Source organism: Salmonella sp. SAL04196 (assembly GCF_046550835.1).
GTDB classification, from domain to species: domain Bacteria; phylum Pseudomonadota; class Gammaproteobacteria; order Enterobacterales; family Enterobacteriaceae; genus Salmonella; species Salmonella enterica.
Genome location: NZ_JBGDXE010000003.1, coordinates 121,918 through 139,532 on the forward strand (window position 1 = coordinate 121,918; position 17,615 = coordinate 139,532).

General features: G+C 51.1%; 22 protein-coding genes and 4 pseudogenes. 15 read left to right on the forward strand and 11 right to left on the reverse strand.

Going from position 1 to position 17,615, the window contains the following annotated elements; all coding sequences use genetic code 11:
* Nucleotides 1–29: 29 nt before the first annotated feature.
* Nucleotides 30–665, reverse strand: a complete 636-nt coding sequence (locus ACLJPE_RS13330) for an inovirus Gp2 family protein (RefSeq protein WP_024148582.1) — start codon at nucleotides 663–665, stop codon at nucleotides 30–32.
* A 502-nt stretch (nucleotides 666–1,167) separates the two neighbouring features.
* Here ACLJPE_RS13330 and ACLJPE_RS13335 point away from each other — a divergent pair.
* The 15 genes and pseudogenes from ACLJPE_RS13335 (at nucleotide 1,168) to ACLJPE_RS13405 (ending at nucleotide 8,937) form a co-directional block, all read left to right on the forward strand.
* A complete protein-coding gene (locus ACLJPE_RS13335; RefSeq protein WP_023233288.1) occupies nucleotides 1,168–1,380 on the forward strand; it encodes a hypothetical protein in 213 nt (70 codons plus the stop codon).
* A gap of 108 nt (nucleotides 1,381–1,488) precedes the next feature.
* On the forward strand, nucleotides 1,489–2,127 hold the full coding sequence (locus ACLJPE_RS13340; protein WP_023233289.1) for a hypothetical protein: 639 nt from the start codon (nucleotides 1,489–1,491) through the stop codon (nucleotides 2,125–2,127).
* Between the two features lie 151 nt (nucleotides 2,128–2,278).
* The gene (locus ACLJPE_RS13345; protein ID WP_001719480.1) at nucleotides 2,279–2,524 is read left to right on the forward strand and encodes a hypothetical protein; all 246 of its coding nucleotides are present in this window, start codon (nucleotides 2,279–2,281) and stop codon (nucleotides 2,522–2,524) included.
* A gap of 354 nt (nucleotides 2,525–2,878) precedes the next feature.
* Complete coding sequence (locus ACLJPE_RS13350; protein ID WP_001620327.1) at nucleotides 2,879–3,592, forward strand: helix-turn-helix transcriptional regulator; 714 nt, start codon at nucleotides 2,879–2,881, stop codon at nucleotides 3,590–3,592.
* Nucleotides 3,593–3,811: a hypothetical protein gene (locus ACLJPE_RS13355; protein ID WP_000928654.1), complete on the forward strand. Its 219-nt coding sequence runs from the start codon at nucleotides 3,593–3,595 to the stop codon at nucleotides 3,809–3,811.
* Nucleotides 3,812–3,827: 16 nt separating this feature from the next.
* Nucleotides 3,828–4,031 carry a hypothetical protein gene (locus tag ACLJPE_RS13360; protein ID WP_000508162.1) on the forward strand — a complete coding sequence of 68 codons (204 nt, stop codon included), beginning with the start codon at nucleotides 3,828–3,830 and terminating at the stop codon, nucleotides 4,029–4,031.
* A 64-nt stretch (nucleotides 4,032–4,095) separates the two neighbouring features.
* Entirely contained in the window at nucleotides 4,096–5,016 is a 921-nt protein-coding gene (locus ACLJPE_RS13365; protein WP_023212792.1) for a hypothetical protein, read from the forward strand.
* Nucleotides 5,017–5,180: 164 nt separating this feature from the next.
* Nucleotides 5,181–5,741, forward strand: a pseudogene (locus tag ACLJPE_RS13370) (DUF932 domain-containing protein); the annotation flags it as partial.
* Between the two features lie 12 nt (nucleotides 5,742–5,753).
* Complete coding sequence (gene radC, locus ACLJPE_RS13375) at nucleotides 5,754–6,254, forward strand: RadC family protein (RefSeq protein ID WP_023212790.1); 501 nt, start codon at nucleotides 5,754–5,756, stop codon at nucleotides 6,252–6,254.
* A 62-nt stretch (nucleotides 6,255–6,316) separates the two neighbouring features.
* A complete protein-coding gene (locus tag ACLJPE_RS13380; RefSeq protein ID WP_023212789.1) occupies nucleotides 6,317–6,646 on the forward strand; it encodes a type IV toxin-antitoxin system YeeU family antitoxin in 330 nt (109 codons plus the stop codon).
* 14 nt (nucleotides 6,647–6,660) lie between these two features.
* Nucleotides 6,661–6,975, forward strand: a pseudogene (locus tag ACLJPE_RS13385) (TA system toxin CbtA family protein); the annotation flags it as partial.
* A gap of 144 nt (nucleotides 6,976–7,119) precedes the next feature.
* Nucleotides 7,120–7,953 (forward strand): DUF4942 domain-containing protein, encoded by an 834-nt coding sequence (locus ACLJPE_RS13390; RefSeq protein ID WP_023212788.1) that lies wholly within the window; start codon nucleotides 7,120–7,122, stop codon nucleotides 7,951–7,953.
* A gap of 76 nt (nucleotides 7,954–8,029) precedes the next feature.
* The gene (locus tag ACLJPE_RS13395; RefSeq protein WP_023212787.1) at nucleotides 8,030–8,278 is read left to right on the forward strand and encodes a CopG family ribbon-helix-helix protein; all 249 of its coding nucleotides are present in this window, start codon (nucleotides 8,030–8,032) and stop codon (nucleotides 8,276–8,278) included.
* 108 nt (nucleotides 8,279–8,386) lie between these two features.
* Nucleotides 8,387–8,626 (forward strand): type II toxin-antitoxin system CcdA family antitoxin, encoded by a 240-nt coding sequence (locus ACLJPE_RS13400; RefSeq protein WP_001118105.1) that lies wholly within the window; start codon nucleotides 8,387–8,389, stop codon nucleotides 8,624–8,626.
* Nucleotides 8,627–8,628: 2 nt separating this feature from the next.
* Nucleotides 8,629–8,937 (forward strand): CcdB family protein, encoded by a 309-nt coding sequence (locus tag ACLJPE_RS13405; RefSeq protein WP_023212786.1) that lies wholly within the window; start codon nucleotides 8,629–8,631, stop codon nucleotides 8,935–8,937.
* A gap of 12 nt (nucleotides 8,938–8,949) precedes the next feature.
* Here the strand turns inward: ACLJPE_RS13405 and ACLJPE_RS13410 are convergent, their stop codons facing one another.
* The 10 genes and pseudogenes from ACLJPE_RS13410 to ACLJPE_RS13455 form a co-directional block, all read right to left on the reverse strand.
* On the reverse strand, nucleotides 8,950–9,513 hold the full coding sequence (locus tag ACLJPE_RS13410; RefSeq protein ID WP_254910998.1) for a PFL_4703 family integrating conjugative element protein: 564 nt from the start codon (nucleotides 9,511–9,513) through the stop codon (nucleotides 8,950–8,952).
* Nucleotides 9,486–9,840 (reverse strand): annotated as a pseudogene (locus tag ACLJPE_RS13415) (TIGR03750 family conjugal transfer protein). The gene ACLJPE_RS13410 and the pseudogene ACLJPE_RS13415 overlap by 28 nt, the downstream one beginning before the upstream one ends.
* 1 nt (nucleotide 9,841) lies before the next feature.
* Nucleotides 9,842–10,159 (reverse strand): TIGR03745 family integrating conjugative element membrane protein, encoded by a 318-nt coding sequence (locus ACLJPE_RS13420; protein WP_023212783.1) that lies wholly within the window; start codon nucleotides 10,157–10,159, stop codon nucleotides 9,842–9,844.
* A gap of 9 nt (nucleotides 10,160–10,168) precedes the next feature.
* Nucleotides 10,169–10,402: a TIGR03758 family integrating conjugative element protein gene (locus ACLJPE_RS13425; protein WP_023212782.1), complete on the reverse strand. Its 234-nt coding sequence runs from the start codon at nucleotides 10,400–10,402 to the stop codon at nucleotides 10,169–10,171.
* Nucleotides 10,395–10,703, reverse strand: a complete 309-nt coding sequence (locus ACLJPE_RS13430) for an RAQPRD family integrative conjugative element protein (protein ID WP_023212781.1) — start codon at nucleotides 10,701–10,703, stop codon at nucleotides 10,395–10,397. The genes ACLJPE_RS13425 and ACLJPE_RS13430 overlap by 8 nt, the downstream gene beginning before the upstream one ends.
* 295 nt (nucleotides 10,704–10,998) lie before the next feature.
* Complete coding sequence (locus ACLJPE_RS13435) at nucleotides 10,999–13,446, reverse strand: nuclease-related domain-containing DEAD/DEAH box helicase (protein ID WP_052942568.1); 2,448 nt, start codon at nucleotides 13,444–13,446, stop codon at nucleotides 10,999–11,001.
* A 351-nt stretch (nucleotides 13,447–13,797) separates the two neighbouring features.
* Nucleotides 13,798–14,430, reverse strand: a complete 633-nt coding sequence (locus ACLJPE_RS13440) for a DUF4400 domain-containing protein (RefSeq protein WP_039513690.1) — start codon at nucleotides 14,428–14,430, stop codon at nucleotides 13,798–13,800.
* Nucleotides 14,427–16,433: pseudogene (traD, locus tag ACLJPE_RS13445) on the reverse strand (type IV conjugative transfer system coupling protein TraD). Before traD ends, ACLJPE_RS13440 begins: the two are co-directional and overlap by 4 nt.
* The gene (locus tag ACLJPE_RS13450) at nucleotides 16,430–16,948 is read right to left on the reverse strand and encodes a transglycosylase SLT domain-containing protein (RefSeq protein ID WP_023212775.1); all 519 of its coding nucleotides are present in this window, start codon (nucleotides 16,946–16,948) and stop codon (nucleotides 16,430–16,432) included. The pseudogene traD and the gene ACLJPE_RS13450 overlap by 4 nt, the downstream one beginning before the upstream one ends.
* On the reverse strand, nucleotides 16,927–17,601 hold the full coding sequence (locus tag ACLJPE_RS13455) for a TIGR03759 family integrating conjugative element protein (protein ID WP_023212774.1): 675 nt from the start codon (nucleotides 17,599–17,601) through the stop codon (nucleotides 16,927–16,929). The genes ACLJPE_RS13450 and ACLJPE_RS13455 overlap by 22 nt, the downstream gene beginning before the upstream one ends.
* Nucleotides 17,602–17,615: the final 14 nt, after the last annotated feature.

Sequence of the window (17,615 nt, forward strand, 5' to 3'; positions counted from 1 at the left end):
GCTTACGTAAAAAAATAATAATGCTGTTATCAGCGCTGGCTGCATCCAAAAGAACGATTATCACGGCTATAGATTTTCGAGCGTTCTTTAGCAAAATAGCTCAGGCGAAACGTTAGGCTATTGTAGATGTTAACAAAGTCAGTTGAATGAGCATGCAGGTAATACAATGGATTATCAGGAAAGTGGACCAGTGTTCGATATTCAGGGAATGCAGAAAGAGATAACGCACTCAACCAGGCATCCGCAATAAGCGTCCCCTGATTGTCAGATTCATTTCGATAGTGTCCCAGCGTATTGAAGGTGTCGTGATTGAATAATAAAACGATATGATAGTGTGGCTTTTTACCTGACTCATATTCCCTGACCCAGGCATAGCGTAACTCACTATAATGAACTCGAATATTCTGTTTGGCTTTACGTTTTTGATAGGCGGTTATCTTTTCTCTCAGTGATTCAATAAATCTGGACATAATATTTCCATTGTGGTCTGGGATGCTACTGATACTGTCGCCAATATCCCGATACTCAGGTAATCTGAGTATGGCTATTACAGCCAGAGTTCTTGAATGTTGGTTGATAGCGTTATTCAACACCATCCACATTCTTTCCAGATAACGTTTGTTGAAAGGAGCATGTCTGTTATCAAGGTTATAACGTTGGTTCATTTCAATATCCTCACGGGTATGTTGGTAGTACATACCAGAGAGGTGTATTTGTATTTTTTTTAGCATAACCCTGTCATAGTAATCGAATCTCTTCAGGTATCCATGATGAGGTGATCATCCGTCGGTTATAACGGAGTAGATATATCAGATAGGGACAGAAGACATATATTACTAAACAGACAATATTCATAAGCCAGAAAATCTTTCCCGCTCTGGCTTTGCCCGCCATTTTATCGTCAATTTTTACTCCGAAGTTATGTTTCCTGATTCAGGAGAAAATCATTCATTTTTTTCCTTTCCAAAGATAACCTGATGTTCCTTGTTTTGTGAAATGACAAGTGATAAGGAGACTGTTGAGCCCCATGTCGCAATGTAAAAAACAAGAAAAAGACACAAAATAATCTACGTATTTTTCTACGTAAAATGCGACGTAAATCTCTACGTAGAATCAATTAAAAATGTACTATCTGAATAGATAAAATTGATTGTTTTTGGAGATGGTATGAATAAGTCCGGAGATGGAAAAAAGCCAAACATCAGATTAGATAACGCGCTATTCAATGTGATTAAATATAATAAAGGCGAATCTGTGTTTAGTGATGTTACAGGCAACCAAATATTTGGGTGTGAGTGGGAAGATATAAAAAATAAAATAAGCGTTTATTTTCATGGGGGGAATGAGTTTAAAGATGCGTTTTCCAGTGTAATGAAATGAAAATGCGATGGTGAAAACATTGAAAAATATGTAACTGGGCTTAGGGAAATAGCATTAAAATATCTGATAAATGAAAATTTATTGTCCTGGTGTAAAGGGCAGAGAGAAATGATGTTGGTATTACATACGGTAATGCAGAGATACAAACTAATGTATTCTACACCAACAATTTCATCGTTTTGTTTTTCTACTGATGTATTTGACAGTGAAAAAGGTTGCGTAGACAAAACGGCCTTTCTACTTGCGCTGGATGAAATGAGTTTTTATATAGATCGTGAATGTGTTCAAAGCGAAATTATGGAGGCGAAAAGATCGTGGGAATTAATCCAAGATATGGCCGAAAACCCTCTCCCATTCCCGGAGAAGACTTACTCTGCAAAATATAAAGATGATTATTTTTGGGCTATTAAGTACATAGATAAAGTTTACGGAGAAGATACCGTCCTTCATATCGATAAAATTAATAATGCCTGCATATCGGATCAGTTGAGGGTATATCACAAGTACGATATTTGTTTCTCAACAAGAAAGATGAATGAGTCAGAACTAAAGCTTTTTGTTGTGCGAATGAAAAAGACCAGAAGTCAGAATAAATATCGTGAATCCGTGAAGGATAAAAAAGTGCTAAATACATATATTAGCTCCGGAGCCAAAGCGAGGCTTACGGCTATGGCTAAATATCATGGAATGAATATCAATGAGGAACTGGAACAACTCATTAATCATGCCTATACAAAATATCGGTAGCCTTACAGCTATTTTCAGACAGATATTATCCCCATGACAACACTCAACAACCCGCCACGAATCACTTCCCAGCGGGTTTTCTTTTAGCTGTCCAAGGAGATAAAAATGATTTGTCCACATTGTGGTTCAGTCAATACGCAGAAGCGAAATATTGGCCGAAAAGTCGGTGGCGGGATTGGTGCTATCGCAGGCGGCGTTGCTGGTGCGGAGGGGGCCACTCGGCGCAGCGGCAGGCTCCATTATTCCCGGCATTGGAACGATCGCCGGAGGCGTGATCGGTTTTCTGGTCGGGATGGGAAGTAGCGCTGCGCTGGGCGCAATGACTGGCGGGAACCTGGATGGTGAGGTGCTTGATGAGTATCTCTGCCATGACTGTCTGCTGACATTCAATGATTAAATATTTTCTGGCTCTGGCCCCATGCATCATTCCGCGTTGTACGGTTTAACCTCGCTTTTCCTGCTGTAGCCCTGTCGCTTCCCGCGACAGGGCCGGGCTTTATTTTCATGCTTTCACTCTGGTTCATCACGGATTGCCGGAGTGCTGCCCCATCGCTCTCCGGCGTCATGTGGACATACCCTGTCCGCCTGGCTCGCCAGAAAATGATGTAAAAACCATCAGTTTTGTCCACCAGCACCCGTAGTGACAGGGATCGGGCCACCGGGAAAAATATTTTTCGCCGTGTCCATACCCTGTCCGCGCCCCTCTTTATCATAACCACATATTTTTCATGGCATTAAAACGGAGCCTTCTATGCCTCAGACTGAACGCCGTCATGAACGGCTTGCCGACAGGCTGACGCAAATCATTCGCCGTCTGTTTGCCGGGGAGAATCTCAATATGCGCCACCTTGCAGAAGAGTTTGGTGTTTCCGTTCGTACCCTGCGCCGGGATCTCCGCGAACGCCTGACCGGATTGGATCTGGAATATAACGACGGTCATTGCCGCCTGGTGACTGCCGACAGTGCAGGTCAACGCGAAAGAAGCGGACTAACACTTGCCCGGCAAAGCGATATGGAAGCGCTGTTTCCGGGGCTGGATCTTCGTCTGGCAGGTGCGCTGCTGGATGAAACTGAACATAGCCCCTGCTGCATCTGGCCCCCGGTGGCACTGACTGCGGGTTCATTTACCGGGATTTTCAGCCATCTCGTCACCGCGATTAACCGACGCAACCGTATCTCCCTGCTGGCGAAAGGGCAGCGCTGCGAGTGCCTCGCGCCTTACCGTCTTATCTGTCTGGAACGTAACTGGTATCTGACGGGCGAGTTATGGAATGACATTGCCGTGTTCCCACTGGCCGAGATCCAGAATGTGGCGGTGCTGGCGGACACCTATACACGTAATGAAACCATCAGCCGTCTTACCCGTCATCCCAACTTTATTAATGCCTTACCGCATTACCGGTTTATCCGGGATCTGCTCGCCACCTTTAAATCCGGCCCGTTCCCGAACGGTGCCGACGAATAAATGCTGATGATTCAGCACAACACCACCGGATGGAGTTCACTGCCGGTTTATCTGAACGAAAAGGAGTACATCATGAAAATCCAGAAAATTACGCTTCGCCTCTGTCATGCCGGGCGTCGCTGCCCGGACTGCGGTTCATCGGACGATATCATTCCGTGGGGAGACGGCTGGATGTGCCGCGACTGCGGCTGTGAGTGGGGAAAAAATAACGGTTACTGATTCAGGGAGCGATGTCATGGGATTCTGGGATACAGCGGGTCGGCTTGCGCTCAGCGCGGCAAAAGAGGGGCTGAACACCGTCAGGGATATGAAAGAAACGCACGATCAACTGGAAGGGAAAAGCAGCTCGCAACTGGAGCAGATCGCCGATAGCCGAAAGGTGGGAGAGATGGAAAGGCGGCTTGCCCGCAAGATCCTGCGCGATCGCGGTGAGAGATAACTGTCTGCATTGTCCGGGGCCTTTTACGGCCCCGTTTTTATTGAAGGAAATAAACAAAGTGAAGATGAAAAACAGAATCACACAAGGGTTATTGGTCGCATCGCTGATGACGGCAAGCGCCGGGGCATGGGCTGCGGGTGCGGGTGCGGCAAAAACCGCCGTAGATGCACTGAACTGCACGGACGACAGTTGCCCATATCCAACCGACCTTTATAAATCCGATCCGGTTTATGCCCACGATATTGAAAGCAATTTAAGCGCGGCGGGAATGGCAAATCTGATTGGCCCTTCTGGCAAGCTGGCCGGGCCGGAAGATCCGTTGTCACCCGTACAGATTGGGGGCAAGACCTGGCTGAAGAGTATGGTGTGCGAGGCGGGTAATTGTGGTTATCACTATTTCAACTTTCTGTATCAACCTGATAGTCATCGGTTACTGGGGTACTATTTCGATGGTAAAGGGGTCTGGGTGGGTAAGCCTGATAACGAAGAGGCCAGTATCCTGACGGACGGTGAGATAAAAACCGGCCCCGGTGAAACAGGTACTGCGCCGGTTGCCACTGCACCCGCTTCCGCGCCTGCATCACCGGATGCGCCGCCAGCCAACACCATCTGGACGTTCAGCAATAAAGGCACGACGCTCTGGCAGGCCTGTGGCGGACAGAACAGCGCCTGTGCGATTGTGGGAAATTCAAAATGGTACGTTGCGGTGCTGAACCGTCGTTCGGCTACCGGCTGCGCTTTTGGTGACTTTTATGTCGCTGACCGGAGTTCAGCGTCGTGGCACCGGTACGACACCGGCACCTGTAGCGCCGATGCCTACATCCAGGAGGGCAGTATCAGCCACGGTCAGTATTCATCGGTCGATATTCTTATCAACGGGTCGCTGGTGAAGCAGTTCCCTATTGGTTACTGGTCAGCACAGAAATCGTTCTCCGGTGGCAACCGACCTTCCTGGTCGAAAGCGAAACAAAAAAATCAGCACTAACCCCTTCTGTTATCACGCTTCCCCGGCCCCTGTCGCTACTAGCACAGGGGCTTTTTTATCTTTATACCTTCAGGAGTATTTATCATGACCCGATTATCCACGCTTTACGGTGCGGCAACCTCCATCCGCCGCGATCGCCCACTTACCCTCGACGAACTGATGCGCGTCGCGCCGGGCAAATCACGCAAAAGGAGGTGCAGGAAATCGTGCTGCTTAACAGTCACGATGGCACCAGCAGCTACCGCATGATGCCGGGAATGTACCTTCAGGTATGCAGCAATGGTCTGGTGTGCAGTCAGTCTTTTGGCGACATCCGCGTTCCGCATAAAGGCGATATCGTCGGGCAGGTGATTGAGGGGGCATATGAAGTGCTCGGCGTGTTCGACCACATTGAACAGGGCAAAGAGGCGATGCAGGCTGTCACGCTTTCATCGGAGAACCAGAACGCTTACGCCCGCGCCGCGCTGGCGTACCGCTATGGAGAAGAGCATCCCCCCGTCACCGAAGCGCAGGTGCTGAGCGCCCGCCGCTGGGAGGATAAGAAAGATGATCTGTGGACCACTTTTCAGCGGGTGCAAGAGAACCTGATGAAAGGTGGGCTGAATGGCCTATCGGCACAGGGTAAACGCAGTCACACCCGCGCCATTAAAGGTATCGACGGCGATATCAAACTTAATCGCGCCCTGTGGGTGCTGGCTGAACAAATGCAGCAGGCGCTGAGCTGAAGAGGAGGACAAATGAATACTGCAATACCACTGATACCGGCATCCGCGCCCGATGCGCCACCTGCCTTAACGCCGTATGCACAGCGCACTATCAGAAGGGCCGTGAATCTGCTGGATAAATACCTGCGCCAGCCCGGCGTGGCCTTTACTTCCGCAGCCTCCGTTCGCGACTGGCTGCGTCTGCAACTCTCGCCTCTGGAGCGGGAGGTATTTATGGTGCTGTTTCTGAATAATCAACACCAGTTACTGGCGCATGAGACGCTGTTCACCGGCGGTATCCGCCATACGGAAGTTCATCCACGGGAAGTCCTGCGCGCCGCCATGCACCATAATGCTGCGGCAGTGGTGCTGGCTCATAATCACCCGTCCGGGGATGCCGAACCCAGTCAGGCCGATCGGCTGATCACCACACGGCTGGTAAACACACTGGAACTGGTCGATATCCGCGTTCTTGACCATTTCGTTGTCGGCCACCGGGATGTCCTGTCCTTTGCCGCACGGGGCTGGCTGTGAAAATCATCAGAAAATGCCAGACGATGGCGCTTTGTTCATCCCCATTCTGAAGGAAAACCACAATGACCCGGAATCAACCCTCCGTGCCTGTCCAGGGCCTGCGGAGCGATATCGTGCCCTCGTTTGGTGCGCGGTTAGTGCAGGAAGGGTGTCGCCTGCACTTTCTGGCCGATCGCGCCAGTCTCTGTGGTGATTTCACTGCGGAACAACTACACACGCTGGATATCACCTTTCCGCAGTTTGTGAAGCAACTGGAATCGGCGCTAAAAAACGGGGCGCTCGATCCGCGCCAGCCGCACCGCCACAGCATCACCCTCAATGGCCTGACCTGCGAAGCCGACACCGACGGTAGCCACGGCTACGTTTACCTCACTATCTACCCGACCGAATAAACGAGGATATTCCAATGCAAAACGTTTTATCACTGCCTTTACCGGCAGCGGCCCCGTCACGCCTGTCGCCCGTCGAAGTCTGGCAAAAACTGCTGTCGTACCTGCTGCAACGCCACTACGGCCTTGAACTTAACGACACACCATTCTGCGACGATATTGTTATTCAGGAACATATCAACGCAGGCGTTACGCTTGCTGATGCCGTGAACTTTCTGGTGGAAAAGTACGAACTGGTTCGTATCGATCGCCGAGGATTTAGCGGGCAGGAACCATCACCTTATCTCCGGGCTATAGACATTTTGCGGGCGCGACAGGCAACGGGCCTGTTGCGATGTCGCCGTAATCTCTCGGCACACTTAATCTTGCGAACAGCCTTCCCGTATTCCATTCCCGATCTTTCTTCCCTGCTAACTCCCGGCATAATGCGCCTGCCATCCCCGGCGGGCGTGTTTGCTTTTATACGGACGAAAATTATGCAAACAAAAGCTGAATTATTAACTGACCATAACGAGCTGATTTGCTCGACAAATATAGAGCGGATCGTCACAGGCCGTAATGCTGCACTGAAGCAGATTGAAGCCGTGATCCACCAGCTTGAGGAGATTTCCTGCCTGACATCCAGTATTGGCGGCAACACGGCGGAGCACTGGGCGATGCGGCAAGGGCGGGCTTTTGACTGCTGGTTGATGCAGTCGATGGATAAATCCTTGCCGGTAATCGCCCGCAATATCGATCGCAGCATCTGGCGTGACCTGATGCTGAAATCGGGGATGTTGTCGTTGATGGATGCTGAGGCTCGCAACCAGTGGGCAAAGGATCTGGATGAAGGCGATCTTCCGGCCATCAGTAAAGCCAATATCCTGAGTACCTTTGAGCAGTTACACCACAATAAGCAGGAGGTTTTTGAACGCGGCATTATCAATGTGTTCAAAGGACTAAGCTGGGACTATAAAACCAATAATCCCTGCTACTTCGGTAAGAGGATTATCGTTAATAGCTTGGTGAAGTACGACAAATGGGGTTTCAGCCTGAACTGGGGCTGGCGGCGTGACCAGCTCGCCGATCTGGAGCGGATGCTGTACCTGCTTGACGGGAAGACTATTCCCGATAACCGGCATGATGTCTCCATCCGGTTTATGGACTTCGTGCGTGACAATCCGCATCAGCAAGTTTTCGAAGACGAACTTTTCACTATTCGTTACTTTCAGAAGGGGAGCGGGCACATTACGTTCAAACGGTTGGATCTGGTAGAGAAGATGAATGATATCGTGGCAAAGCACTTTCCGGGGATGTTGCCTGCGAAATAAGATGTGATGTTTTTATAGGCACCTCTATGCTAATCTTAATAGGAGTTATTAAGTATTATTAAACGAGGTAATCCCTATGGCTTCTTCCGCTAAACAGACCATCAGCGCCCAGATTCCAGTTGAGTTGGCTGCTGCTGTTGAAAATCTGGCAATTGAGTTAGATCGTTCTAAGAGCTGGATTATTAAGGAAGCATTGACCAGTATGCTGGCCGAAAGAGAACGGCGTCATCAGAGTATCCAGGCCGGTTTTGCCGATGTGGATGCTGGTCGTGTGGTGAGTCATTCGGATATGGTAGATTTTGCCAACCGTTTAAAGGAAACCTGACAGGCAAAGATGTTGCTATCCGAGATAGTCGCCTCTCATTGCCATTTGCTTAAATATTCCCCATACTAGATGCATGTGTTTATTACACGTGTAATTTTAGGAGGCTCTATGCCGGGTATGAGTGTACGACATAAAAAAACAGTCAGTGTCACGCTGGAACCTGCATTGCTTCAGCAAGCCCGTGATGCAGGTATTAATCTGTCAGCGGTGCTTACCGCCGCGCTGAAAGAGGAAATCAGTGCCACAGGCGTTGAACGCTGGAAAGCAGAAAATAGAGCGGGTTTGCAGGAGCTCAATCGTATTACTGATGAGCACGGCCTTTTATCGGACGATTACAGGACGTTTTAATCATGCAATACATGGTTTATCGCAATAAAGGAAACAGCAAGGCTTATCCTTATTTACTTGATGTGCAAAGCGATATTATTGATGAACTGCATACTCGCATGGTTATCCCATTGTTTCCTGTGAGCAGATTGATAAATAACCCAGTTAAGCGCCTCACGCCCACTCTGAATGTGGAAGGTAATGACTATCTGGTGATGACTCACGAAATGGCGAGTATCAGGCTTTCGCAGATTGGTGATGAGGTGATGGACGTTCGTTCCCACAGGCAAACCATCAAAAATGCTCTCGATTTTATCTTTGACGGGTTCTGAATGGCTTGCAGGTCAAATGGAGAGTTGTTCACCGTTCTGGTAATACTCCTCAACCGCTACATCAAGTGTCACCCGCCAGGCATCCCGGCTTAAGGTCTCGACGCGGGGGATGGGGCGTTTATCGCCGTCATGCACCAGACTGCTGTAGCCGTGGCCGGGAAGCTCATACACGCCGCGTGTGCGTTCGCGCAGTTCACCGCCATTGCGTCGTACCTGAAAATCGTGCTCCAGCCGGGTGTAACAGGCGGGCGTCAGGTAGGCGCGCAGCGAGCGGAGGTTGCGGGAATAGTCCTCCTCGCCGTTGTCCGGCCAGCGGTTTAGCTGCTGGAAAATATAAAAGGTGAAGGCGTAGACGCTGGCGGGAGGCACTTCCCACCACGGGCGGGTGCTGCCGCTGCGCAGGTCCGGCGGGAACCAGAGGGTGAGCTTTTGCGGTGCGCGGTACCAGCCGTATCCGACGCCCGCCAGACAGAGGCACAGCAGAATAATCACCGCCCGCGGCGTCAGGATATGGTTATCTCGCTCGGCCAGCGCATGGCGAAAGCGGCTCATCGCGGACTCCTGCGCACTACCCATAAGGTGCTGTGCTGAACCAGTTGCGCATCGCGAATATGATGGTGCTCCAGCCAGGCAAGGATCGCCTGCGGCAGCCAGCTATCGGGCTTACCGCGTTTGGCGCGCGCCAGAACTCGCCCGCCACCCTGAATGAACAACGCCGCACCTGCCAGCGCTGAACCGGGGGATCAACGGCCAGTAGTGGGTTATCAGGGCCAGCACAATGCCGAACGCGCAGCCGACGCCAAGACCGAGAGCCAGCACCAGAAACAGTTCGCTGGTGGTCAGACCGCGCCAGACCACCGGCTCGCGGTTGAGGCGGTCGGGGAGAAAGGGGATGGTCGTCATATTACAGGACGTCCGAAGCCTGGTTGAGCAGCCAGATGATGACCACCAGAAGAATACTGCCGACGCCCGCCATCGAGCCCAAATCTTTCCACTGCTTGCGCCCGCTCTGGATCTCGGAGTAGGTGGCAATGCAGTTGTTCGCCACCACCAGAAAACCGACGGCGCAGATGGCCAGCGCCAGCAGCACCACGATGTCAAAACCGTAGTTTTGCAGCGTCTCCATAATGCCCTGACCTTGGCCGCGTGATGGATCCTCCATCGTTGGCAGGTCGGCGAAGGCGTTGAATGCAGCGAATAACAGTAACAACAGCCAGCGCATGAAAACTCCTTAGCTCAGTACCAGCCAGAAACTGACCAGCACCAGTAACAGTGAACGGGCCGCCACCGCGCCAAAACTCTGCCAGCTCAGGCGCTGGCGGTAGACTCCCTGCCAGGCGACCATTAGTGTCCAGGCACACCACAGCAGCATGACGCTGGTAAACAGGCCGAGTATGAGCAGGCTGACGGTCTCCGGTTTGCTCAGGCTGGCGGCCTGAAAGGCGGCGAGTTGCGAGTCAGTCATCGGGGTTCTCTCGCTGGTAGCTGGCGCTGAGTGGCTGGACGGAGCGTGGCTGCGCTCTTGCCGGGGCAAGGTAGCGGCGAATGCCCTGCTGAATGGTTGAGATATCCTGCTGCGCCTGTAAGTAGTCGAAGAAGTGGCGTGACTGTGGATCGGTGCTGGCGTTGCTCCGGGCTAGTTCCAGCGAGGTTTTTACGCCTTCGAGTTGTTTCAGCGCGAGAGCGAGTTGGGTGGATTCAGGGGTAGCAAAGGCCTGAGATCCTATGAGCAAAGTCAGTAACAGAAATGATGAGCGGCTGAACATGACTACTCTCCCCAGAAGTTTGTTCAGGGCAGGGTAGAAGAGAGGTTGACTATGGGTCAGCGAAGAACTGGTTACGTTTAGTAAAAAATTTAGCAGTGACTTGGTATATAACGTCATTGCTGAGAATGGGAAATATGTACCATGATGTTCGTTAATAGGGCAAAGCGTTCAGGCCTTGGAATAGTGGGCTCCCCTATGAGCGAGGGCACAAAACTTTTCTCATCTATTAAAAAATATCGCTAATAACATTATTTATTAATAATGGACGAATTATTGCTCATGAATAAGTAGGGCATTAATTAGAACTGGTAATGTAAATGCCCTTACTTTTTTTTGTGAGCAACCCTTTCTGAAAGCAGGTGCTAAAAGCGCTGGAAACGATTGATTTCCATTGAGACAATGAAAGCGACAGCTGAATATCATTGTATTTATTAAATAACTCAGTAGCCAATTCAACAGTGATAATTTCCGTACCTTTGGGATGGTAGATTATTCTTGATTGTACGAATGCCAGCGCCGCACGATATAAAATTCTCCCATGAGGTAATTCAAGGCTATCTTTAGCTACCCCTCTCTTTTTTTCAGCATATCGTCGAGCCCCAAAGGCAGCTAAGGAAATTGGAAGTTGGTTAATCGGAATTGAATTGTTTTTCATTAAAATAGTTGTGTCATATTTTATTATGCCCTCAATCGTATCTGGATTGAGTTTTTCGTAAAATGTATTGGTATCTCCGTGGCAGAATATGCATTCAGATTTGAGACCAATTGTATATGGAACAAATGTATCACAGTTATCGCAGTGTTCTAATTTTAGAGGCGTTGTTTCACTAGAGTCACCTGGAAAATTGCCATTCAGGTTGTAAGAGTAAAAAACAAACTGAGATTTTTTATCCCAGTAAAAAATTGGAGACTTAAAGTTAGAAGCAAGATAATCAAGCCATAATGATTCGTATCCATTTAAATCATTCAATTCAACAAGCCATACTCCCCATGCTTTGTGCCAGCTCAAATTAATACTTTCTATATCGAATTGTTTGAAACCAAGATGGGTACGCATGATATTACACACTAGGGAAGTGAGATGATATTCGTTAAGCTTGTCCCTATTTTCTTCTATGGCCAGTACTTGCTCTTGAAATTTACCCGCAGACTTACCACCCATTGCTCTTGGATTATAAATTGCAATAACTAATGTTGTGGCACGAGAATATGCACAAAAAAGCTCAGCATCCACCATGCTGTCGGCATCCAGAATTATAATAATTGGGGATTCCAGCCCGCGATAGCGAGATACTGATTCTGTTCTAATGTCATATTCTATAAGAATTGTTTCAAATAATAGAGGTAAATTATATTTATATAAAGCGACAATATCTTTTTTCATTACTCCTTCATGCATGAGCTTTTCTAGTAGTTCTGTTAAAGACCAATCAGTGCTGAAAACAACTTCCTTTAACGTTTCTGGTTCTTTCTCTCTCATAGAATATAACTGATAAGAAGTTGGCCTAACTGATAACAACCTTTCAGTTATCATTTTGGGAGTTCGAAGAGCTATAGTTAGTAAAAACGGAGATTCAATTTTCAGTAAATCACAAAGTTGAAGTAAATCAATACCAGACTCAAATGGAAAGAGCTGTGTTTCATCACAAAAGGCGATAATTTTTTTCCCTGCAAACCACTCAACAAGATATCTACACCATTCAGGACGTAGAGCTTGGCACTCATCTATAATAAGCACATCATAATTATCAATCATACCTCTCGCGATAGCCATTCTTATATCATCTAAACATCCTGTTTTAAACCAATCATCATTCAGTTGTTCAGTGGTGATGCCTAGTTGGTGACGTGCAATTACGCATAAACGATGCCATGTTGAAACAGTACATTTAGCTTGATCAGAATCCAACTGCCTTGTTAGGTACTCAGCCAGTAAACTGTTAAAAGTTAATACAAGAACGCGCATTCCACGACTTACCATTTCTCGGGCAATCGCAATACCAATCAAAGTCTTTCCCGTACCCGGCCATCCGGTGACAAGCATTCGTGTGCGGTCGCATGCTGTAATTACCACTTCACTCTGCTCATTTGTTAAAGGTAGCCAAATTTTATTATCAAAAAATACTCTAGTCCCCCATTTTGGGGTTCCATCATACTGTGGGCAAAGCATACTTATTAATTTCTGTGTTTTTGCATCAGACATTACTGGTACATTAAGAGAATCTTTCCAGTAATTCATGATATCAATAACTCTCTGTCCCAACGACGGAATTTGCCCCTTATCAATTGCTATCGACTTATTTGGCGTCACACTAATATCAACTAATGCTGCACTGAAAATTTGATTAGTAAAGTCACTATCGGGAAAGACCAAACCATACCCAATTCGTAATCGTAGTTCTTTATTTCCCCCTAGCCACCTTGCCAGTCCATGGACATTATGGCGCGTCTGTTGAATTGGAGAAGTTATATTGCCGGTTGATAAATGTACAAATGTAACTCCATCTACCCTATATTTGCCACTTTTGACTTCTAGAGCAAGTACTCCCAATTCCTTGTGGATTATTAAAAAGTCAATTTCACCAGTAGGTGCGAAATGAGGATCTATTTCTTTTATTGCTGAGCACAGCCAAGGCAAGCTATGTATCACGGTAAAATCATTAGAAAGCTGACTCTCAATTAACTTATAAAGCACCACCTCTCCATAACTTTCAGTTGCCTGAGGTCCAAATGAAGGGATCATCTTTGCCACTTAGCTGGTTTCCTTCTCATTTACTGTCTTGGTGGCCTTATATCATTTTATACATAAAAAATCTGTAGTGCACTTAACAGTACCGGGGAAAGATCAGATTTCTACTTTTGCTCGAAATCTACGTATGCTGTTTTATGAAAAAGAAGTGGTCACTGGCCTAATCATAAGTTTAGAGTTGACTCGCACATGAGCAATGTTTGCATCTGGCACTAGGCCGTTGTTCAGATCATGATGGCTTTATGAGGAGGCTTGTTGATGGATAGAACATCACTAAGGCAACTGAAAGACGATGCCATGCAGTGATACTTGCTGATCGAAACGGGAGGCGTAAAATTGAGTGGTTTATAACCAGCGTTTAAAACTCCCTGCCGTCATCCATACCGTTATCCCAAGCCCTAAGGAGGCGGGCAGTAAAACCAGCATCGCGGGGATAAACAGCGGCTGCGCCAGATAAAATACCCACAGCGTTGCGGCGACTGAATTGCCAGACCTGATGATATGGCGATGGAGAAAAATGGATTCAAGCCCGGAGCCAAACCGTCTCAGATCCCGCCGCACCAGACCTTCCGTTAGCCCTGTTAATGCACACAGGCAGAGCAGGGGGAGCATAGTGGTAAGCCATGTCAGGCGCTGCATAAAACTCACCAGCATATAAGCCAGGGCGGTTAACGGTTTCTGCAGGAACCTGTTAGCCAAAAGCGCGTGTGTTGTCCCGTTCTCCAGCAACCTCACCATTTCATTCCTCAGCGGATGCGGTTGTAATGTGCTAAACAGTTCCGCCTGTTCCCACCTCATCACCTGAAAAACATGCCTGCTGCCTTCCTGAGGCCACCAGAAATATAGCCCTGCCAGTTCCAGTACCACCCTCAACACCAGCGCGCCGATAACCAGCCCGATAAACCTTCCGGCCAGCGACAGCAGCCAGCCGACCGGTCCTTGTGGCGGACGTGAAGGAGGTGGCCGCTGCTCGCTCATTCCGCCCGCCCCTGCTGGCGTGCCTGCATCCATGCTGCCAGTTGTGCCACAGACTCCGGTAGAGGGCAGTGCTTATCCGCTACGGGCAGCGGCAGACGAATTTTCCACAGCTGGCCGCCTTCAAGCAGGGCAAAGGTCTGGCCTTTGGGAAGCTGGATCAGCGCGGCGGTATCGATTAGCGGCACATTACTGGTGATCACCTGCTCGCGGGTGTTGCTGGTAAAGCTGTTGATGCCGCCAGGCGTGTCGGTGACGCCGGAGCTGACCTGGCGGCTGCGCACTTCGACCTGTGGCAGTTGCTTTGTCAGCAGTTCAGCGGTGGCGGTTTCGCGCACCCGCAGCATAATCAGGTTGTTGAAGTTACCCACCACTTGGCCTGTCTTCGGTGCGCTGCCGATGCGGGCCTGAATATCACTCAGCGTCTGGGTGTAGGCGGTGACCTGGATGCCCGCGCCGCCGCCTTTGTTGACCAGCGGAATAAACTCCTCTCCCATCAGTTCGTTAAACTCATCGCAGTGCAGGTTGATAGGCAGCGGTTTTTCGCTATTGCCGGGCAGCCCATCATTCAGGCCAAACTTGTAGAGATGCTCGGTGACGCTCACCAGATCGGCAAACATCGAGTTGCCGACGGCGGCAGCGACTACCACATCGGAGAGTGCGTCCAGCCCGACATAGACCACTGCTTTCTGGCGGATCGCCTGCTGCCAGTCGAGGATCGGGCGTGCATCATCAAGATCGTGGTAGTCCGGGGCGAGCAGGGCGGCGAGCGTGCCAGTGGTCAGCTTTTCCAGCAGCGGCAGCAGTGAGGCGACAATCTTGTCGAAGTAGGTTTTGTCATAGCGCACCGCCGAGAGCAGGCCGTCGAGGATCGGATCGTAAAATTTCTCTGCATTGAGGTACTGCTCCAGCGCCACCACGTGAGGATCGCGGCCCAGCATAGGGCGTGGCGTGTTTTTGTCGTTAACGCGCTCCGCCAGTTGCGCCACCACTTCCCACGCCCGCGCGTTGTGCCGCGGCAGCACGATGCGGGCATAGTCGATAAACAGGGCGTCGATATTGACGACATGGCGGGAAATCAGCTGGTAGTCCGGGCGCTACCAGGGCGCGGGCGATGATGTTGACAAAACGCCAGGCGAACTCGCGAAAGGCCGCCGAGTTGCCTGCGCCGGAAAGCTGTCCGGTGAGGCGCGACGCCACTTCCGAAATGCGGCCAAAGCGGCCGATGGCGTTGTAGCGGGCGGAGATCTCCGGGTACGCCAGATGGAACAGGATAAAGCGATCGCCGCGTCCGGCGTGCTGCGTTTCTGTCCACAGACGCTTCAGCAGATCCGCGTCGCCTTTTGGATCAAAAACGATCACCACCTCACCACGGCGGATATCCTGGGTGGCAAGCAGTTCCGCCAGCCGGGTTTTACCGACGCGGGTGGTGCCGAGCACCAGCGTGTGGCCGGGGCGCTCGCTGAGCGGCAGGGTGACGTCGTACTCTTTCAGTTCTACCCCGTGCAACCACGGATTGCCGCCGACGGGCGGCAGCGGGCGCAGCGGGTTCAGCCAGCGATCGGCGCTGAGCAGGCGGGCAAGGCCGGGCAGAGTGTGTTCGCTGCGTTTTTCGATGTGTCTTGCCAGGCGGTAACACCATCCCGGGAGCAGCCAGCGTGCGGCTTCCGGTTGCAGGCAGTCGTACAGTCTCTGGGTGTGGATGGGCTGCCAGCGAAGCCTTTACCGAGAAACAGCCGCTGGCGGCTGACCGGGATTTTCCTGCTGGTCAGCGCATAGCGCGGCAGGCGCAGCAGGTTGCGGTGATAGCGCACGATTTTCCAGCCCTGCCAGCCGCGTCGCATGGCCAGCAGCATCAGGGCGCAGGCCATCAGGCGTGCCTGCCACGGCGTCAGCATCAGCAGTGGGGCTTGCGTCAGGCAGATTAATGCGCCACAACTGGCGGTGACGGTGCTGTAAAACTCCACGGGCGGTCGCAGCAGCGCCTCCAGCGCGTAGCGGCTCATGGCGGTGTGGCCTGTGGCAGATGGCGACTGACCAGCTTACGGTAGCGTGCAGCGGGCGCGCCGCCTGCGGGACGGTGATATCGGGCGGCGGCATTAAGCCAGCTTCCGGGGCGTTCATCGTAGCGTTGACGCAGCAGTTGCGCGATAAGCGACAAGTTTTGCAGGGGATGCAGGGCGTCGCAGGGAGAAGCAAAATACGCCCGGTGCCAGCCGATATTGATCTGCCCGAGCCCCACGTCAATGCGCTTCGGGCTGGTACGGCGGATGGCGGCCAGCAGCGCCTCACAGGCCTGCTCCCGGCTGGCGTAGCGGTAGCCGGTACCTTTGATATTGAGCGTCCACGGCCACGGGCGATGTTTGCCGCTCAGGTTCGCCCCGCTTTCGGTTTGTGTGACGGCCCACAGTAGTTCCGGCGGCACGCGGAAATGTTCTGCGGCGCGCAGGTACGCTTCCGGCAGAGGCTGTGCCAGCGCGAGGCAGGGCAGCCGCAGGATCAGGGCAGGACCTCGCGCCATTGCTCCCCCTTACGTTCCAGCGCCACCGGGATTTTGCTCTGGCCCAACAGCAGCCAGCGGCCCGCGTCGTGGTTAAGCGTGATGCTGTGTTCACTCACCAGTTTTGCGTCAATGCCATGCGCCATCGCCCAGCGGCGCACCCGGTTATCATCGCCTTCGCTTCCGACGAGCCAGATATCCAGTGGGCGCTGCTGTGCCAGCAGAGTACGCAGCAGGCTGTCGCAGGGAGGGCAGTCCTCCTGGACGAACAGCGAAACGCGGGAAGTGCTGGCGGAGGTGGTTTTCAGCGGCGTCAGGCCAGGATACAGACGCTGCCAGGCTGCGTCATACGCGCGCTGGAAGGCGAGTTCTTTCTCCAGCCGCCGGTATTCCTGCCTGACCAGCAGTTCGGCGAAGCGCTGGCGTTCATGATCGCTTTCAGCCTCCACGCCCAGGGTGGTCAGCGGATCGAGCCCCGGCGACCAGACGCCGCGCGCCTGTTGTTTCAGCGTGAGATAGCGCTGCCACTCCTCTGGCGTGACGCCCCAGACGGTGGCCTGCTGCTGAGTGGTCAGCGGTCTGAGAGTAGAGCCCGCGTTCTGGCTGGTCTGCACCTCAAGCGGTTGCGCCCACGCGCTGGCGGTGAACAGTAACAGGAGAATCAGGCGTTTCATCGCTTACTCCGGCA

Bases quoted from the DNA above. Each gene is read 5' to 3' on its own strand.
- ACLJPE_RS13335 (WP_023233288.1), top strand. From the start codon at position 1,168: ATGAATAAGTCCGGAGATGGAAAAAAGCCAAACATCAGATTAGATAAC.
- ACLJPE_RS13410 (WP_254910998.1), bottom strand. From the start codon at position 9,513: ATGGGTAGTGCGCAGGAGTCCGCGATGAGCCGCTTTCGCCATGCGCTG.
- ACLJPE_RS13340 (WP_023233289.1), top strand. From the start codon at position 1,489: ATGATGTTGGTATTACATACGGTAATGCAGAGATACAAACTAATGTAT.
- ACLJPE_RS13450 (WP_023212775.1), bottom strand. From the start codon at position 16,948: ATGGCGCGAGGTCCTGCCCTGATCCTGCGGCTGCCCTGCCTCGCGCTG.
- ACLJPE_RS13405 (WP_023212786.1), top strand. From the start codon at position 8,629: ATGCAATACATGGTTTATCGCAATAAAGGAAACAGCAAGGCTTATCCT.
- ACLJPE_RS13380 (WP_023212789.1), top strand. From the start codon at position 6,317: ATGACCCGGAATCAACCCTCCGTGCCTGTCCAGGGCCTGCGGAGCGAT.
- ACLJPE_RS13400 (WP_001118105.1), top strand. From the start codon at position 8,387: ATGCCGGGTATGAGTGTACGACATAAAAAAACAGTCAGTGTCACGCTG.
- ACLJPE_RS13360 (WP_000508162.1), top strand. From the start codon at position 3,828: ATGGGATTCTGGGATACAGCGGGTCGGCTTGCGCTCAGCGCGGCAAAA.
- ACLJPE_RS13420 (WP_023212783.1), bottom strand. From the start codon at position 10,159: ATGCGCTGGCTGTTGTTACTGTTATTCGCTGCATTCAACGCCTTCGCC.
- ACLJPE_RS13365 (WP_023212792.1), top strand. From the start codon at position 4,096: ATGAAAAACAGAATCACACAAGGGTTATTGGTCGCATCGCTGATGACG.
- ACLJPE_RS13350 (WP_001620327.1), top strand. From the start codon at position 2,879: ATGCCTCAGACTGAACGCCGTCATGAACGGCTTGCCGACAGGCTGACG.
- ACLJPE_RS13435 (WP_052942568.1), bottom strand. From the start codon at position 13,446: ATGATCCCTTCATTTGGACCTCAGGCAACTGAAAGTTATGGAGAGGTG.
- ACLJPE_RS13425 (WP_023212782.1), bottom strand. From the start codon at position 10,402: ATGACTGACTCGCAACTCGCCGCCTTTCAGGCCGCCAGCCTGAGCAAA.
- ACLJPE_RS13355 (WP_000928654.1), top strand. From the start codon at position 3,593: ATGCTGATGATTCAGCACAACACCACCGGATGGAGTTCACTGCCGGTT.
- ACLJPE_RS13440 (WP_039513690.1), bottom strand. From the start codon at position 14,430: ATGAGCGAGCAGCGGCCACCTCCTTCACGTCCGCCACAAGGACCGGTC.
- ACLJPE_RS13395 (WP_023212787.1), top strand. From the start codon at position 8,030: ATGGCTTCTTCCGCTAAACAGACCATCAGCGCCCAGATTCCAGTTGAG.
- ACLJPE_RS13330 (WP_024148582.1), bottom strand. From the start codon at position 665: ATGAACCAACGTTATAACCTTGATAACAGACATGCTCCTTTCAACAAA.
- ACLJPE_RS13390 (WP_023212788.1), top strand. From the start codon at position 7,120: ATGCAAACAAAAGCTGAATTATTAACTGACCATAACGAGCTGATTTGC.
- radC (WP_023212790.1), top strand. From the start codon at position 5,754: ATGAATACTGCAATACCACTGATACCGGCATCCGCGCCCGATGCGCCA.
- ACLJPE_RS13430 (WP_023212781.1), bottom strand. From the start codon at position 10,703: ATGTTCAGCCGCTCATCATTTCTGTTACTGACTTTGCTCATAGGATCT.
- ACLJPE_RS13455 (WP_023212774.1), bottom strand. From the start codon at position 17,601: ATGAAACGCCTGATTCTCCTGTTACTGTTCACCGCCAGCGCGTGGGCG.